The organism is Klebsiella sp. M041, from assembly GCF_059759695.1.
Genome location: NZ_JCAXWU010000017.1, coordinates 54,741 through 69,350, shown reverse-complemented (window position 1 = coordinate 69,350; position 14,610 = coordinate 54,741). Strand labels below are relative to the sequence as shown.

15 protein-coding genes are annotated in these 14,610 nt (G+C 54.5%); 13 read left to right on the top strand and 2 right to left on the bottom strand.

Annotated elements, in window-relative coordinates:
- Positions 1–9 precede the first annotated feature (9 nt).
- From AC6CWS_RS20710 to AC6CWS_RS20685, 6 genes are read left to right on the top strand one after another with little or no spacing between them, the layout of a single operon-like run.
- The gene (locus AC6CWS_RS20710) at positions 10–324 is read left to right on the top strand and encodes a PTS sugar transporter subunit IIB (RefSeq protein ID WP_004203640.1); all 315 of its coding nucleotides are present in this window, start codon (positions 10–12) and stop codon (positions 322–324) included.
- Positions 317–1,684, top strand: a complete 1,368-nt coding sequence (locus AC6CWS_RS20705; RefSeq protein WP_004203642.1) for a PTS sugar transporter subunit IIC — start codon at positions 317–319, stop codon at positions 1,682–1,684. Before AC6CWS_RS20710 ends, AC6CWS_RS20705 begins: the two co-directional genes overlap by 8 nt.
- The gene (locus AC6CWS_RS20700; protein ID WP_032429032.1) at positions 1,671–2,513 is read left to right on the top strand and encodes a class II fructose-bisphosphate aldolase; all 843 of its coding nucleotides are present in this window, start codon (positions 1,671–1,673) and stop codon (positions 2,511–2,513) included. The genes AC6CWS_RS20705 and AC6CWS_RS20700 overlap by 14 nt, the downstream gene beginning before the upstream one ends.
- A gap of 59 nt (positions 2,514–2,572) precedes the next feature.
- Positions 2,573–2,842, top strand: a complete 270-nt coding sequence (locus AC6CWS_RS20695) for a hypothetical protein (protein WP_065883481.1) — start codon at positions 2,573–2,575, stop codon at positions 2,840–2,842.
- Positions 2,843–2,851: 9 nt separating this feature from the next.
- Complete coding sequence (locus AC6CWS_RS20690; protein ID WP_004203645.1) at positions 2,852–3,289, top strand: PTS sugar transporter subunit IIA; 438 nt, start codon at positions 2,852–2,854, stop codon at positions 3,287–3,289.
- Positions 3,286–3,879, top strand: a complete 594-nt coding sequence (locus AC6CWS_RS20685; RefSeq protein ID WP_065883480.1) for a P-loop nucleotide/nucleoside kinase family protein — start codon at positions 3,286–3,288, stop codon at positions 3,877–3,879. Before AC6CWS_RS20690 ends, AC6CWS_RS20685 begins: the two co-directional genes overlap by 4 nt.
- On the opposite strand, the gene AC6CWS_RS20680 is transcribed toward AC6CWS_RS20685, so the two are convergent.
- Both AC6CWS_RS20680 and AC6CWS_RS20675 read right to left on the bottom strand, forming a co-directional pair.
- Positions 3,876–4,199, bottom strand: coding sequence for an AzlD domain-containing protein (locus tag AC6CWS_RS20680; RefSeq protein WP_065883479.1), 324 nt, complete (start codon positions 4,197–4,199; stop codon positions 3,876–3,878). The two genes, AC6CWS_RS20685 and AC6CWS_RS20680, sit on opposite strands and share 4 nt — an antisense overlap.
- A complete protein-coding gene (locus AC6CWS_RS20675; RefSeq protein ID WP_044520898.1) occupies positions 4,199–4,858 on the bottom strand; it encodes an AzlC family ABC transporter permease in 660 nt (219 codons plus the stop codon). The genes AC6CWS_RS20680 and AC6CWS_RS20675 overlap by 1 nt, the downstream gene beginning before the upstream one ends.
- A 100-nt stretch (positions 4,859–4,958) precedes the next feature.
- Between AC6CWS_RS20675 and AC6CWS_RS20670 the strand changes: the two genes are divergently transcribed.
- The 7 genes from AC6CWS_RS20670 (at position 4,959) to AC6CWS_RS20640 (ending at position 14,547) form a co-directional block, all read left to right on the top strand.
- Positions 4,959–5,507 carry a helix-turn-helix domain-containing protein gene (locus tag AC6CWS_RS20670; protein WP_002882865.1) on the top strand — a complete coding sequence of 183 codons (549 nt, stop codon included), beginning with the start codon at positions 4,959–4,961 and terminating at the stop codon, positions 5,505–5,507.
- A 90-nt stretch (positions 5,508–5,597) separates the two neighbouring features.
- Positions 5,598–6,593 carry a substrate-binding domain-containing protein gene (locus AC6CWS_RS20665; protein ID WP_032454463.1) on the top strand — a complete coding sequence of 332 codons (996 nt, stop codon included), beginning with the start codon at positions 5,598–5,600 and terminating at the stop codon, positions 6,591–6,593.
- Between the two features lie 114 nt (positions 6,594–6,707).
- The gene (locus tag AC6CWS_RS20660; RefSeq protein ID WP_065883478.1) at positions 6,708–8,831 is read left to right on the top strand and encodes an alpha-galactosidase; all 2,124 of its coding nucleotides are present in this window, start codon (positions 6,708–6,710) and stop codon (positions 8,829–8,831) included.
- A gap of 41 nt (positions 8,832–8,872) precedes the next feature.
- Complete coding sequence (locus AC6CWS_RS20655; protein ID WP_065883497.1) at positions 8,873–10,138, top strand: MFS transporter; 1,266 nt, start codon at positions 8,873–8,875, stop codon at positions 10,136–10,138.
- A gap of 459 nt (positions 10,139–10,597) precedes the next feature.
- On the top strand, positions 10,598–11,608 hold the full coding sequence (locus AC6CWS_RS20650; protein ID WP_065883476.1) for a LacI family DNA-binding transcriptional regulator: 1,011 nt from the start codon (positions 10,598–10,600) through the stop codon (positions 11,606–11,608).
- A gap of 71 nt (positions 11,609–11,679) precedes the next feature.
- On the top strand, positions 11,680–13,068 hold the full coding sequence (locus tag AC6CWS_RS20645) for a glycoside-pentoside-hexuronide (GPH):cation symporter (RefSeq protein WP_050442669.1): 1,389 nt from the start codon (positions 11,680–11,682) through the stop codon (positions 13,066–13,068).
- A 105-nt stretch (positions 13,069–13,173) separates the two neighbouring features.
- Positions 13,174–14,547 (top strand): NosD domain-containing protein, encoded by a 1,374-nt coding sequence (locus AC6CWS_RS20640; RefSeq protein WP_065883474.1) that lies wholly within the window; start codon positions 13,174–13,176, stop codon positions 14,545–14,547.
- Positions 14,548–14,610: the final 63 nt, after the last annotated feature.

Sequence of the window (14,610 nt, the reverse complement as noted above, 5' to 3'; positions counted from 1 at the left end):
AGACCCTCCATGCTGAAAATTTTATGCGTATGTGGCTGCGGCCTCGGTTCAAGCTTTGCCATTGAAATGACGGCGAAGGCAGTTTTAAAAAAGCTGGAAATTCCCGCTCATATTGAACACACCACCGTATCCGAAGCCGGAGCCTTTAAATCGGATATGATTTTGACGCAAAAAACCTTTGCCGACATCTTAACCGCCGATGCCACTGAAGAGGAAATTAAACGCGTCGTGGTGCTCAATAAACTTACGGATAAAGAGGAAATTGAAACCAAAATCGTCGCATTCTTAAAAGAACGTCATCTGAAGGTGGCTGATTATGAATAGCTTCGTTGCGTTTATCGTTAAGGATTTACTTGGTCAGGCATCTATTCTTATTGCTTTTATTGCCATGCTTGGCCTGATCCTGCAAAAGAAATCCCCGGGTAAAACCGCGGAAGGGACGTTTAAAACGCTGCTCGGCTTCTTAATTATGATGGCCGGGATCAACATCATTGTCGCCACGCTAACCTTCCTCAACGATATCTTCACCCAGGGGTTTGGCATGAAGGGCTACATTACCGATGTGGCCGCCATCGCCGGGTTAGCGAATCGGGAATTAGGTTCGGAAGTGGCGCTGACGCTGCTGGTGATCTTTGCCGTCAATATAATTATCGCCCGTCTGACGCCGCTAAAATATATTTTCCTGACCGGTCAGGCGCTGCTGTGGATGGCGACGATCGGCGCCGTGATTGGCTATAAATCCGGGCTCACCGGCGTACCGCTGATTTTAACCGGGGGCATCTTCGGCGGCGTGATGGCGGTGTTAATGCCGGCCCTGGCGCAGCCGGTGGTCAGGCGCATAACCGGGTCTGACGACGTAGCCCTGGGGCACTTCTGTACCATCGGTTATCTGGTGCAGGCCGCCGTCGCGAAGGTCGTCGGCAAAGGTTCCCGCTCCACGGAAGATCTCGAGCTGCCTGATAACTTTAAGTTTCTGCAGGATACCTATCTGGCCATGGCGGTGGTGATGGTGCCGATGTATCTCATCCCGGCTATCGCGGCGGGCCCGCAGTACATCGCGCAGTTCTCCGGCGGGATTAACTACCTGATGTATGCCTTTATGCAGTCCATTCAGTTTGTCGCCGGGGTTTTTGTCCTCTATAGCGGCGTGCGTTTATTGCTCAATGAGCTGGTGCCGGCCTTTCGCGGTATCGCGATGCGTATTGTTCCGGATGCGAAGCCGGCTCTCGATTGCCCGGTACTGTTTCCTTATGCGCCGAATGCGGTGATTGTCGGATTTCTGGCGACGACCGTCGGCTCGATTATCGGCATGCTGGTCTTCCCAATGTTCGGTCTGGCGATGATCCTCCCCGGGCTGTTAACCAACTTTTTCGCCGGCGGCACGGCAGGGGTATTTGGCAACGCGCTGGGCGGACGCCGCGGGGCGATGATCGGCGGGGTTATTCACGGTCTGTTTATCACGTTTCTGCCGGCCATTCTGGTGCCCATGCTGGAGAGTTACGGCTTTACGGGCGTCACCTTCAGCGACTCTGACGTCATCAGCTCGGGTCTGGTATTAGGCCACGCCTTCCAGAATAACTGGCTCTTTGTCGCCTTATTTATTGTGTTTGTCGCCGCACTGGCATGGTTTGTCAACGGGAAATCCGCTAAGCCGAAAGGGGAAAATGTTCATGAGTCTGTATAATTTCAATGAGATTTTAAAAATCGCCCAAGAGAGAAATTTTAAAGCGATTGGCTCGTTTAACTTGCACTGTATTGAGATGCTACCGGCATTTTTCAAAGCCGCGCAAAACAGCCACAGCCCGTTAATGATCCAAATTTCAACCGGGACCGCGGAGTACCTCGGCTATCGTTTGCTGGTCGACGCCGTGCGTTCATTAGCGGACAGTGAAAATATTCCAACCTGTCTGCATCTTGACCACTGCTCAGATATTAAGGCCATCGAGACGGCAATGAACGCGGGCTTTTCGTCGGTGATGTACGACGGCTCACATTTAAGCCTTGAGGAAAATATCGGTAATACGCGAATAGTGGTGGAAATGGCCCGCCCGCGCAATATTACGGTAGAAGGCGAACTGGGGGCGATCGGCGGGTCAGAGGATGGAAAAGCGGTGGCGGCGGAAGATATCTGTTTTACCACCGTCGAAGACGCAAAACGCTTTGTGGAGGAGACCCAGGTCGATATGCTGGCCGTCTCGGTGGGCACTGTGCATGGCCTCTACACCGGTAAAGCGCAGATACAGCACCAGCGGCTGAAACAGATTAGCGCGGCGACCGGCGTGCCGCTGGTGCTGCATGGCGGTACCGGCGTCAGCGACGAGGATATGCGGCTGGCCGTCACCGAAGGGATTAATAAAGTGAACGTCGGGACGGAAATGAACGTGCAGTGGGTTGACCGCTGTAAAACGACGTTTGAGAAAGGGAAAGTGAATGACAGCGTACGGAAATTCTTAATTCCCGCCAACCAGGCTGTCACTGATGTCTTAATGGAAAAAATGGCGTTATTTAAATAACGTTTTCTCCGTCACTCTCAATTTCGTTGCCCTGTCTTCCGCCAGGGAGGGAACTTGCTATGTTTGAATCATTGAAAACGTTGTGGAAAAAAGAGCAAACCCCGCTGCAGGATTATGATCAACAGTCCCGTCAGTTGGCGGAGGAGATTGTCAGGCTGGAAGGCGAACTACAGCGCCAGCCTGGCAATAGCGAGGTGCAAAAAACATTGATGCTGACTTACAACCGGGCGCTATCCATATATGCCAAAAGCACCACCCACCGGCAGGATATCGATACGCTGTTTCTGCAGATTGATAATTTACGCAATATTATTCGCCGCAATATTTAGGAATACAGAATGACCATAAAAGAACTGCTTATTGAGGCCGATGCCATTCAGGTTGGCGTTGTGGAGTCCGACTGGCAGCGGGTAATAAAGCTGGCTGCCCGCCCGCTGGAGGCAAAAGGCTTTATTTCGACCGAATATAGCCAAGCGGTGATCGACAATACCCTGAACCATGGCGCCTATTACGTTTTCGATGAAGGTATTGCTATCCCCCATGCCCGACCCGAGTGCGGCGTCAGACGCAACTGCTTTAGCCTGGTGCTGTTGGAAAAGCCGATTCCCTTTGCAGACAGTGAAAAGGCCGACATTGTCATTATGTTTGGCGCCCGGGATAGCAATGCGCATATCGAGGAGGGGATCCGCTCCATCGTCGCGCTGCTGGATAACAATGACACGATGGCCAAACTGCGGATGGCCCGCAGCCGGGAGGAGGTTGTCGCATTACTATGAACAGACATCTGACCCCAGTCTGCAAAACGGCTATTTTAATCAACGGCATTCCGGCTTCGGGGAAGAGTACCATCACCCGTTTGCTGGCGGAGACCTTCAGCCTGCCGGTATTGACGATCGACGGCATCAAAGAGCCGTTTATGGCGCGTCTGGCCCCGGTCGACCGGCCAATGAATCGCCAACTGGGCTGTGCGGCGTATGAGGTGATCTGGTCGATTGTCGGCGCATCGCCTGCCAGCATGGTCTGGTTGATCGACGCCTGGTTCGGCTTCCAGCCCCGGGAGACCTTGCAAAAATTGCTGCAGCAGGCGGGCGTGGAGCAGGTGATTGAGATCTGGAACCATATCACCCCCGAGCTGGCGGTCGCGCGCTATGCCTCGCGGCTGGCGACGCGGTCGCCGGGCCACCCCGGCGAAGAGTATCTGCCGGAGCTGGCCCAGCTGGCCGGGCGTGCGCAGCCCATGTCTTTAGGGCCCCTTCTGACGATAGACCAGCGGCGCCCGCTGGAGATAACGCCGGTTATTCACTGGCTTGAAGGCACAATTAGCGGACAACGCACCGGCCTGGCGAATTTCGCATACCCGTCCTAGGGCATACCCGCCAGCCGCAGCAGCGCCGTCACCACCGCCGCGGCGATAATTACGCCGATCAGCGGCACCTTGCGCCAGGCGAGGAACACCGCGATGGCAACGCCCAGAACGCGCGCCATGCCGGCGAAATGCGCGCCGTCATAGAAAGTGGTGGCCAGGGCGACGGAAAAAAGCAGCACCGTCGCCGCATCGGAAAGCAGCGCCTGCGAGCGCTCGGAAAAGGCCAGCCGATTACCAAGCTTCGCGCCGCCAAGACGCATCAGATAGGTTCCCAGCGACAGGATGGCGATACCGGCGATAAACAGCGTCATATTGCCCATTATTTTTTCCTCGACAGTAAACCAAACAGCGAGAGCAGCACCGGCAGCCCGGTAGGCGCAAACGGCACGGCGGCAAGCGCCAGCGCGGCGCCGCTGGCGGCGCGGATCAGCGTGGTACGGTTTTTAAAGGCCGGGATCACCAGCGCCAGCAGGATTGCCGGGAAGACCGCATCGAGCCCGATGGTCTCCGGCGCCGGCAGCAGTTTGCCGACGGCCGCGCCGGTGAGCGTACCCAAAGGCCAGATCAGCGCCACGCCGGCGCCGCACAGCCAGTAGGCCGCTTTGCGCTGCGCGGGGGTGGGCTGCGACAAGCCAAAGACCACGCTCTCGTCGTTCATAATGTGGCACCCGATAAAGCTTAAGGCGCGCTGACCCACCAGTTCGCGCACGGTCACCCCGAAAGGGATATGACGCGCGTTGACTAACAGGCCAGCGGCGGCGGCGGCCAGTGGGCTACCGCCGCTGGCGACAATGCCGATAAACATAAATTCAGAGGCGCCCGCCAGCACGGACACCGAAAGCACGAGCGGCACCCATAAGGGGAAGCCGTAAGCCACCGCCAGCGACCCATAGGACATGCCCACCACCCCGACGGCGAGGCAAACTAAAGCAATCGCTTTTATCGTGTCTCCGCTGAGACTGGAGAGAGTTTGTTTCATATCACTTAGCCATATCGAACGAATTTCCATTATAATGAACACATAATAATCGTTTTTCAAGGCGAACGAATCGTTCGATATAAAAAACAAAGGGGCGGGTATGACACAGCCAATCAGCGTTATCGCCAAAAGTCTGGTGCGGGAGCGGGCGCGGACCGGGCTTTCGCTGGCGGAAGTCGCGCGTCGGGCGGGTATCGCCAAATCCACGCTATCGCAACTGGAGTCCGGCAACGGTAATCCTAGTCTGGAAACGCTGTGGTCGCTCTGCGTGGCGCTGGATATTCCATTTGCCCGGCTGCTTGAGCCGCAGGTGAACAAAACGCAGGTGATCCGCCGCGGCGAGGGGACAAAAGTGGTGGCGGAGCAGGCGAACTATCAGGCTATTTTGCTGGCCGCCTGCCCGCCCGGCGCGCGTAGGGACATCTATTTGCTGCTCACCCAGCCCGGCGCCGACCGCATTTCGCATCCGCATCCGCCAGGGTCAGTGGAACATATTATCGTCACTCAGGGGCGGGCGCGGGTAGGATTGACGTCGGCGCCGGAAGAGCTCGGCGAGGGCGACTATATCTGCTACCCGGCGGATCAGGAGCATGTGTTTCAGGCCCTGGAGCCGGATACGCAGGCGCTGCTGATCGCTGAGCAAAACTGACATCGCACCGGCGGGCGTCGCGCTCTCGCTGGACGCCATAGCCGTATTGCGGGACACTAGCCGCATTCTTCCGCGAAGACAGGCATACCTATGTCGCTGAAAGCCATTGCTAAAGAACTTGGGATCTCGGTTACGACCGTCAGCCGCGCGTTAAACGGCTATGATGATGTGTCGCAGGAGACCCGTGCTCGCGTCGAGGCTGAAGCGCAGCGTCGCGGATATCGGCCAAACACGTTCGCGCGTCGCCTGAAAATGGGCAAAATCGACGCCGTTGGCCTCGTGTTCCCGGTACGTCCCGCGCCGCTGAATAACAACGTCTTTCTCGAAATGGTGGGAGAAATCAGCCACGAACTGGCGCGCTATGAGATTGATTTACTGCTGATCGCCGATGATGAACAGGCCGATAAGCACGGGTATATGCGCATGGTGCAGAGCCGTCGCGTCGATGCGCTGATCGTCGCGCATACCCTGGACGACGACCCGCGCCTGATTCAGCTGCTCTCTTCCGGCTTTCCTTTCCTCGCGCTGGGCCGTAGCCGCCTGCCGCAGCCCTACGCCTGGTTTGATTTCGATAACCAGGCGGGTACCTACCGCGCCACCCGCCATCTGATTAGCCAGGGGCATCGGCGCATCGCGCTGCTGAGTGAAAATAATAATCAGGCGTTTATTACCCAACGGCGCAACGGTTACCTGGAAGCCCTGCGCGAAGCGGGCCTGGCGGAAACCTGGCTGCGCAGCGTGCCGCCCACCCGCCGCGGCGGGTTTCAGGCAACGATGGAGCTGCTGCGCTTGCCTGAACCGCCAACGGCGATTGTCACCGACTGCAACACCCATGGCGACGGCGCGGCGATGGCCCTGGCTCAGCTCGGGCGTCTTACCGGCGCCGATCGCGTCTCACTGGTGGTCTACGACGGTTTGCCGCAGGACAGCATCATCGACACCCCGGTAGGCGCAGTGGTTCAGTCCACCCGACAGGGGGTGGGCCGCCAGATAGCCACGATGGTCCGCCGCTTAATCGCCGGCGAGGATCTGGCCTCGCTCCAGGTGCTCTGGCAGCCCGAATTCATCCCCGGCGAAACCGCCTGATACCGCTCTCCACAGATTAATTTCCTGAACTCGATCACGGATCCGAAACGTTTTGGTTGGTGTCCGAAACGTTTCGGATCAACAGTAAGGCATTCCTTGAAGTGGAGATGTCTAATGTCTGATTCGATTATACGCCTGCAAAGCGCAGCGGCTGACGTGGTGATCAAAACCCACCCTTTCGCCGAAATTATCTACTGGGGGCCGCATTTAAGCCACTTTTCGCCGCAGGATGCCGACAGCCTGACGCGGCCGGTCGCCAATGGCCGCCTCGACGTCGATTCCCCGGTCACCTTAATGGCGGAGCTGGGCCATGGTCTGTTTGGCGCTCCGGGCATTGAAGGCCATCGCCAGGGGCTGGATGCCTCGCCGATTTTCGCCACCAGCGAAGTGCGGCACGAGGGCCAGACGCTGACCCTGGTCAGCGAAGACCCGCAGGCCGGCCTGCGGTTGTGCAGTGAAATCCAGCTTGATAGCAGCGGCGTGCTGAGCGTGCGCCATGGCGTGACCAATCTGCGCGCCAGCCCATGGCAGGTGGAGCGCCTGGCGGTCACGCTGCCGATCGCCGAACGCGCTCGCGAGGTAATGGCTTTCCACGGCCGCTGGATCCGCGAGTTTCAGCCTCATCGCCTGACCCTGGAGCACGACAGCTTTGTGCTGGAGAACCGCCGCGGGCGTACCTCTCACGAACATTTCCCGGCCCTGATCACCGGCAGCCACGCCTTTAGCGAGATGCAGGGTGAAGTCTGGGGCGTGCATCTGGGCTGGAGCGGCAACCATCGCCTGCGGGCGGAGGTGAAAACCGATGGCCGCCGCTATCTGCAGGCCGAGGCGCTCTATCTGCCTGGCGAAATGGCGCTGGCGGAAGGGGAAACCTTATGGACGCCGTACCTGTATGCCAGCTACTCGGCGAACGGGCTGAACGGTATGAGCCAGCAGTTCCATCGTTATCTGCGCGAACGGATTATTCGCTTCCCGGGCAACAAGCCGCGCCCGGTGCATCTCAACACCTGGGAGGGGATCTATTTCGACCACGATCCGGACTACATCATGCGCATGGCGGATGAAGCAGCGGCGCTGGGCGTGGAGCGTTTTATCATTGACGACGGCTGGTTTAAAGGACGCAACGACGACTGGGCGGCGCTCGGCGACTGGTATCTCGATGAGGACAAATATCCCCACGGCCTGACGCCGGTTATCGACCACGTGAAGTCGCTGGGGATGGAGTTCGGCATCTGGGTGGAGCCTGAGATGATTAACCCGGATTCTGATCTGTTTCGGGCACACCCTGATTGGGTGCTGGCGCTGCCGGGCTATACGCCGCTTCCCGGGCGTCATCAGTTTGTCCTGAACCTGAATATTCCGGAAGCCTTTGATTATCTGCTGGAGCGGATGAGCTGGCTGCTGGGCGAGCACGCGGTGGACTACGTGAAGTGGGATATGAACCGCGAGCTGGTGCAGCCGGGGCATAACGGTAAAGCTGCCGCCGATGCGCAAACCCGCCAGTTCTATCGCCTGCTCGATACGCTGGTGGCCCGCTTCCCGCATATTGAATTTGAATCCTGCTCCTCCGGCGGCGGTCGTATCGATTATGAAGTCCTCAAGCGCAGCCATCGCTTCTGGGCTTCTGACAACAATGACGCCCTTGAACGCAATACCATCCAGCGCGGCATGAGCTACTTCTTCCCGCCGGAGGTGATGGGCGCGCACATCGGTAATCGCCACTGTCATGCCACCTTCCGCCAGCACAGTATCGCCTTCCGCGGCCTGACGGCGCTGTTCGGTCATATGGGGCTTGAGCTGGATCCGGTGAGCGCCGATGAAGAAGAACGCGCCGGGTACCGGAAATACGCAGCCCTGCATAAGCAGTGGCGCGACGTGATCCATCACGGCGTGCAGTGGCGGATGGATATGCCGGACGCCACCACCCTTGCCCATGGCGTCGTCAGCCCGGATAAAGCGCAGGCGATTTTCCTCGTCAGCCAGCTGGCGATGCCGGACTACACCCTGATGGCGCCGCTGCGCCTGGCGGGGCTGGAGGCGAGCGCCCGCTATCAGGTGACGCTCCTCGATCATCCGAACATACAGATCACCGGCGAGGGCGGCCACACCATGCGGAAGCTGCCGGCATGGATGACGACGCCGCAGACCGTAAGCGGTGAGTGGCTACAGCAGGCGGGGTTGGCGCTGCCCATCCTCGACCCGGAAAGCGCCATTCTGATTGGCCTGCAACGCGTGTGATGGTACCGGGCCGCGCCGCGGCCCTTCTTGAGGAAAATATAATGAACCCGACCGTCTGTACCCACAAAAACAACCCCAACTTCTGGATTTTCGGGCTGTTCTTCTTTCTCTACTTCTTCATCATGGCCACCTGCTTTCCGTTTCTGCCGATCTGGCTGTCGGACGTCATCGGCCTGAATAAAACCGAAACCGGCCTCGTTTTCTCCAGCCTGTCGCTGTTCGCCATCTGTTTCCAGCCGATCCTCGGGGTGATCTCTGACAAGCTGGGGCTGAAAAAACACCTGATGTGGATCGTGACCGTTCTGCTGGTGCTGATTGCTCCCTTCTTCCTCTATGTTTTCGCTCCGCTGCTGAAAACCAATATCTGGCTCGGGGCGCTGAGCGGCGGCGCTTACATTGGCTTTGTGTTCTCCGCCGGCGCCGGCGCGATGGAGGCCTATATCGAACGGGTAAGCCGCAACAGCGGGTTTGAATACGGCAAGGCGCGCACCTTTGGTTGCCTGGGCTGGGCGCTGTGCGCCACCACGGCGGGGATGCTGTTCAGCGTTAACCCAGAGTGGGTGTTCTGGATGGGCTCGGCCGCCGCGCTGCTGCTGGTGGTGCTGGTGGCTATCGCTAAACCGCAGGCCAGTCAGTCCGCGCAGGTAATGGACTCGCTCGGCGCCAATCGCCCGGCGATCGATTTAAAAACGGGGGTGCGCATGTTCCGCCAGCGGAAGATGTGGATGTTTATTCTGTACGTCATCGGCGTGGCCTGCGTGTATGACGTTTTCGATCAGCAGTTCGCCACCTTCTTCAAATCGTTCTTCGCGACCCCGGAAGCAGGCACCCGTGCCTTTGGTTTCGCCACCACCGCGGGAGAAATTTGTAACGCCATCATTATGTTCAGCTCGCCGTGGATTATTAACCGCATCGGGGCGAAGAATACCTTGCTGATTGCCGGGATGGTGATGGCGGCAAGAATGATTGGCTCTTCCTTCGCCACCACCGCCGCGGAAGTGGTGGCGCTGAAAATGCTCCATGCGCTGGAGGTGCCGTTCCTGCTGGTGGGCGCCTTTAAATATATTACCGGCGTGTTTGACGTCCGGCTGTCGGCGACCATTTACCTGGTGGGCTTCCAGTTCGCCAAGCAGGTGGCGGCGATCTTCCTCTCCGCCTTCGCCGGGAATATGTATGATCGGATTGGTTTCCAGGAGACCTATATGATCCTCGGCGGTATTGCCCTCACCGTCACTTTAATATCGGCGTTTACGTTAGCGGGTAAGACGAAAACTGAGCCGCTGCGCGATAATGCGATGACGGTTTAATCATTGGAAGGTAAGATCACATGGATGTGACTGAAAGATAAGAATATTTTTATGGTGAAAATGAAAGAGCGCATAAGCAGCGGTAGGCATTAAAATATAAGGAATGAACAATAACCGCCAGAATTGTACCCGGCTTTACCCTATATAAGGGCTATAACTTATTCTTCTTTTTGTAAAAAAGAGATAATCCTTTCGGTCAATAAAAGTTAACTCCCTCATACTCGTGATGAGCTGTAATGATATCATCACACCTCTGTATTTCCTGTCTGGAAAGCTTGATATCTTTTTATTATTTTATTTTTCTCAATTAACGTATCTTAATAAAGATGACCAGTAAAATAAAAATGCGAGGCCAGAGTATGGATCTATGTAACGCAGCAACATGTGAACTGGATTACATTCCTGGCAGAGTTCACAATTTATAGTGAACACCATTGTTAGAGGGTATGATCAATCACCATGGCATCGATTAAAGACGTAGCGAAAAGAGCTGGGGTCTCGACGGCGACCGTATCACGAGTCCTGAATAATCACCCCAGCGTAGTCGCGGAAACGCGTAAGGCGGTGCGGGAGGCGATGGATTATCTTTGCTATGTTCCCAGCAAAAGTTCGTTTCAGCTTAGCGGGAAATGTTCAGGGCTGATTGGTGTGGTTTTGCCTAATCTGGTGAATCCTCACTTCTGTGAACTGCTGGCGACGGTGGAAGAAGAGGCCCGGTATATCGGCAAATCGGTGATCGTTAAAACGCATCAGAATCAGCCGCAGCAGGATAAACATATTATTCAGACCTTAGTGGGGATGGGTATTGACAGTTTGCTATGGGTGCCGACAGAAGCAGAAGCCGAACTTTCAGAATGGTTAAGCATTACCCGGATCCCGGTCGCCGTCGTCACCCAGGTATCCCGGTTCTTTAATTCCGTATCGATTAATCAGGACCGGGGCGCAGAAAGTATTGCGGAACATTTTATTCATACAGGCCATCTTTCATTTGGCTTTGTGGCCCAGGAAGGGGTGGATAGCCGTAAGGTTTCGTCGTACAGCAAAAAAATAGCGAGTCACGGTTTAAAGCTTGCTAAAGATAATTCGTTCTGGATAGCCAAAGGCGAGGGTGAAAAGATATCAGGCCATATTAGTATTCTTGATGATGTTATCGAGAAACTCAGCGAGCCGACGCGAACCTGTACATGCCTCTTAGTGTATAATGATATTGCGGCAAACTATATTATCGATGGACTAAAAGAAAAAGGCATCTCCGCTCCTGAAGATATTGCGATTGCCAGCTTTGATAATACCCTATTGGCGCAAACAAAAAAAATCACCAGCGTTGCACAGCCGGTAAATGAAATTGCTCACCTCGCGTTTCAGATGGTGAAACATCAACAGCAGCCGGACAGTATTGAAATGCACGAAATTGTCACTCGGTTAATTATTCGTGAGAGCAGCGTAAAAATTAATATTACTTCCCTGTAAGGGATTTATGTTTAGAAATGGCGCGAAATTTGGCGCCATGGGCTCCTTTTAACAAAAAAATAGGTGTATTTATGTCTGCTACCGCAATGGAAAAGCCAAGCGCTTATGAAAAGCTGGGGCTGAGGGAGAAGATCGGCTACGGCATGGGTGACGCCGGTTCAGGAATGATATGGAGCGTACTGGCGCTCTATCTGACGTGGTTCTATACCGATGTCTATGGCCTCAATGCCGGAGTGGTGGGCACATTATTCCTGGTGATTCGCATCTTCGACGCGTTTAGCGATCCGCTGATGGGGGCAATCTGCGACCGCACCGTGTCGCGCTGGGGAAAATTCCGTCCATGGCTATTATGGATGGCATTTCCGTTTGGTCTGGGGGCGGTACTGATGTTCACGACCCCAGAGCTCAGCATGAACGGCAAGATTATTTATGCCTGGGTTACCTATCTGGTTATGTCGCTGATTTATACCGCGATTAATATTCCCTATTGCTCGGTCGGCGGCGTCATTACCCTCAATCAGAAAGAGCGTATGGGCTGTTTGTCATGGCGCTTTTTCCTGAATGGCCTGGCAACATTAATTATCTCCTCCTCTATTCTGCCGTTAACGGACTGGCTGGGTAATGGCGACCGCGCCTCCGGTTTCCAGCTGACCATGGTCATTATGGGTGGTGCGGCAACGCTGATGTTCCTGTTCTGCTTTTCCAGCATTAAAGAGCGGGTGGTATCGGTTAAGCAAAACGAGTCGTTGAAAAAAGACCTGCGGGACATTATCAAAAACGATCAGTGGCTCTTAATGATCTCTATTACTTTCCTGAACGTTTTTCCGGCATTTATCCGCGGTGGCGTCACTATTTATTATGCGACTTATGTCATGAAGGCGTCTGTCGGATTTATTACCTTCTTTATGGCGCTGGGCGTGGCCTGTAATATGCTGGGCAGCGTGCTTGCCAAACCGCTTACCGATCGCTTTGATAAGCTGGCGCTATTCCGCATTATTAACATTATTCTCGGTATTCTGTCATTTGCGCTGTGGTTTATCGATCCGCAATCGCTGACCCCGCTGATGGCGCTATTTATCGTCATTAACATTCTGCATTTAATTCAGTCTGGCCCCATCCTGTGGGCGATGATGTCCGACGTCGATGACTACGGTGACTGGAAATTTGGTAAACGCCTGACCGGCATCTCCTTTGCGGGAAACCTGTTTATGCTCAAAATGGGGCTGGCGGTCGCTGGCGCAATCGTCGCCTGGATTCTGGCGTTTACCGGCTATGTCGCGAATGAGCCGCAGCAGAATTCTCAGACTATTCAAGGGATTATTATGATGTTCTCACTGTTGCCGATGGTGAGTTATTTCATCAGCGCGTATCTGGTGCGCTACTTCAAGCTGAATAACGCGTTCCTTGAGAAAATCAAAACGGATCTTGCTAAACGTGAGCTGGAAAAAGGTCGCGATTAATCGCCAGCGGGTCAGGCTATCCGTACTATTTATCATTAAATATCAGTATTAATCAAATCAGAATTTTTTTAATTGATTTTCTGTTCATAGCAGAGGAGGTTCTTCATGACGCATGATAATTATTATGACGTGACGCAGTGGCATATTGGTAATCCTAACAAGGATATCGGCGAAGTTATCAACAGTATTATCCTCGATATTAAAAAACGGCAAACTGCAACCGATATTAATAATGGCGGAAAACCCGGTGCCATCATCTATATCCCACCAGGCGACTATCATCTGAAGACGCAGGTTTTGATCGATATCAGTTATTTAAAAATAATGGGTGCCGGACACGGTTTTGTCTCCTCAAGTATTCGCTTCAATACGCCAGCTGATGACTGGGCGAATTTGCATGATATTTGGCCGGGTGGCAGCCGTATTCTGGTCGATATTTGTGCGCACCCCCGTGATGAAGAACACGCTGGTGCTGCATTTTACGTGAAACGCAGCGGAGCGCCGCGAATTAGTTCTGTAGCGTTTGAAAACTTCTGTATTGATGGCCTGCACTTTATTGATGATGGGCTGGGAAAAAACGATCCGGAAAATAGCTATACAAACGGCAAAACTGGGATTTATATCGCCAGCGCTCAGGATGCTTTTCGGATTACAGGCATGGGATTTATCTACCTTGAGCATGGTCTCACGACATATAATAGTGATGCTATGGCGATCCATAATAACTTTATCGCCGAATGCGGTAACTGCATCGAGCTTCGTGGCGCCGGCCAGGCTTCTAAAATAACCGATAACCTGATTGGCGCAGGCTATAAAGGCTATTCGATTTATGCCCAAAACTTCGGTGGGTTATTAATTTCCGGCAACAATATCTTTCCGCGTGGCGCCAGCAGCGTTCATTTATCTGGCGTTGTTCGTTCCACTGTGACCGGTAATCGGTTGCACTCATTTTATCCAGGAATGTTGGTTCTGGAGAATAACTGTGCGGAGAATCTCATCGCGGCAAATCATTTTTTCCGCGATCGCGAACCCTGGCCGCCGATGCAGGCCTATGACAATGGCCTGGATGATGCCTATGGTCTGCTGCATATCAATGGTAGTCATAATTCGGTGATTGCCAATCATATTTCCGAAACGATTGATATCCAGTACCTTCGGCCGCAGGGAACAAAGCCGGTCATCATCCGACTGGTTTCCGGTAAAGGGAACTACCTTGCGAATAATCATATTGTTGCGACCACGGAAGCGTCAGCACAGCAGGCGCAATCCTCTGAAGAGGACGCTTGCTTTGCGGCTCAGGTCAGCGCTTTGCTGATGACGGATAGATTAAAAGCCCTTGATGCGGTCGCGGTGCTGGTAGAAAAAGCGTCGTCTCTAAACACGATACTTGATTGCGGCAATAGTCAACAGGTGATGATGGACAGAGCGACGAATGCCTTCAGGGCTACGCCAGCTCCCGGCAATATAGAGATGGAATAAACCGGCAGGAGACGCGACAGCGCACGGTTAGTCGTCCTTCCCTGCGTCGCAAACAGTTGCCCC

Excerpts from the sequence above, each read along its gene's own strand:
- AC6CWS_RS20660 (WP_065883478.1), top strand. The coding sequence starts at position 6,708 with ATGTCTGATTCGATTATACGCCTGCAAAGCGCAGCGGCTGACGTGGTG.
- AC6CWS_RS20675 (WP_044520898.1), bottom strand. The coding sequence starts at position 4,858 with ATGAAACAAACTCTCTCCAGTCTCAGCGGAGACACGATAAAAGCGATT.
- AC6CWS_RS20705 (WP_004203642.1), top strand. The coding sequence starts at position 317 with ATGAATAGCTTCGTTGCGTTTATCGTTAAGGATTTACTTGGTCAGGCA.
- AC6CWS_RS20645 (WP_050442669.1), top strand. The coding sequence starts at position 11,680 with ATGTCTGCTACCGCAATGGAAAAGCCAAGCGCTTATGAAAAGCTGGGG.
- AC6CWS_RS20665 (WP_032454463.1), top strand. The coding sequence starts at position 5,598 with ATGTCGCTGAAAGCCATTGCTAAAGAACTTGGGATCTCGGTTACGACC.
- AC6CWS_RS20710 (WP_004203640.1), top strand. The coding sequence starts at position 10 with ATGCTGAAAATTTTATGCGTATGTGGCTGCGGCCTCGGTTCAAGCTTT.
- AC6CWS_RS20670 (WP_002882865.1), top strand. The coding sequence starts at position 4,959 with ATGACACAGCCAATCAGCGTTATCGCCAAAAGTCTGGTGCGGGAGCGG.
- AC6CWS_RS20695 (WP_065883481.1), top strand. The coding sequence starts at position 2,573 with ATGTTTGAATCATTGAAAACGTTGTGGAAAAAAGAGCAAACCCCGCTG.
- AC6CWS_RS20650 (WP_065883476.1), top strand. The coding sequence starts at position 10,598 with ATGGCATCGATTAAAGACGTAGCGAAAAGAGCTGGGGTCTCGACGGCG.
- AC6CWS_RS20690 (WP_004203645.1), top strand. The coding sequence starts at position 2,852 with ATGACCATAAAAGAACTGCTTATTGAGGCCGATGCCATTCAGGTTGGC.
- AC6CWS_RS20655 (WP_065883497.1), top strand. The coding sequence starts at position 8,873 with ATGAACCCGACCGTCTGTACCCACAAAAACAACCCCAACTTCTGGATT.
- AC6CWS_RS20640 (WP_065883474.1), top strand. The coding sequence starts at position 13,174 with ATGACGCATGATAATTATTATGACGTGACGCAGTGGCATATTGGTAAT.
- AC6CWS_RS20685 (WP_065883480.1), top strand. The coding sequence starts at position 3,286 with ATGAACAGACATCTGACCCCAGTCTGCAAAACGGCTATTTTAATCAAC.
- AC6CWS_RS20700 (WP_032429032.1), top strand. The coding sequence starts at position 1,671 with ATGAGTCTGTATAATTTCAATGAGATTTTAAAAATCGCCCAAGAGAGA.
- AC6CWS_RS20680 (WP_065883479.1), bottom strand. The coding sequence starts at position 4,199 with ATGGGCAATATGACGCTGTTTATCGCCGGTATCGCCATCCTGTCGCTG.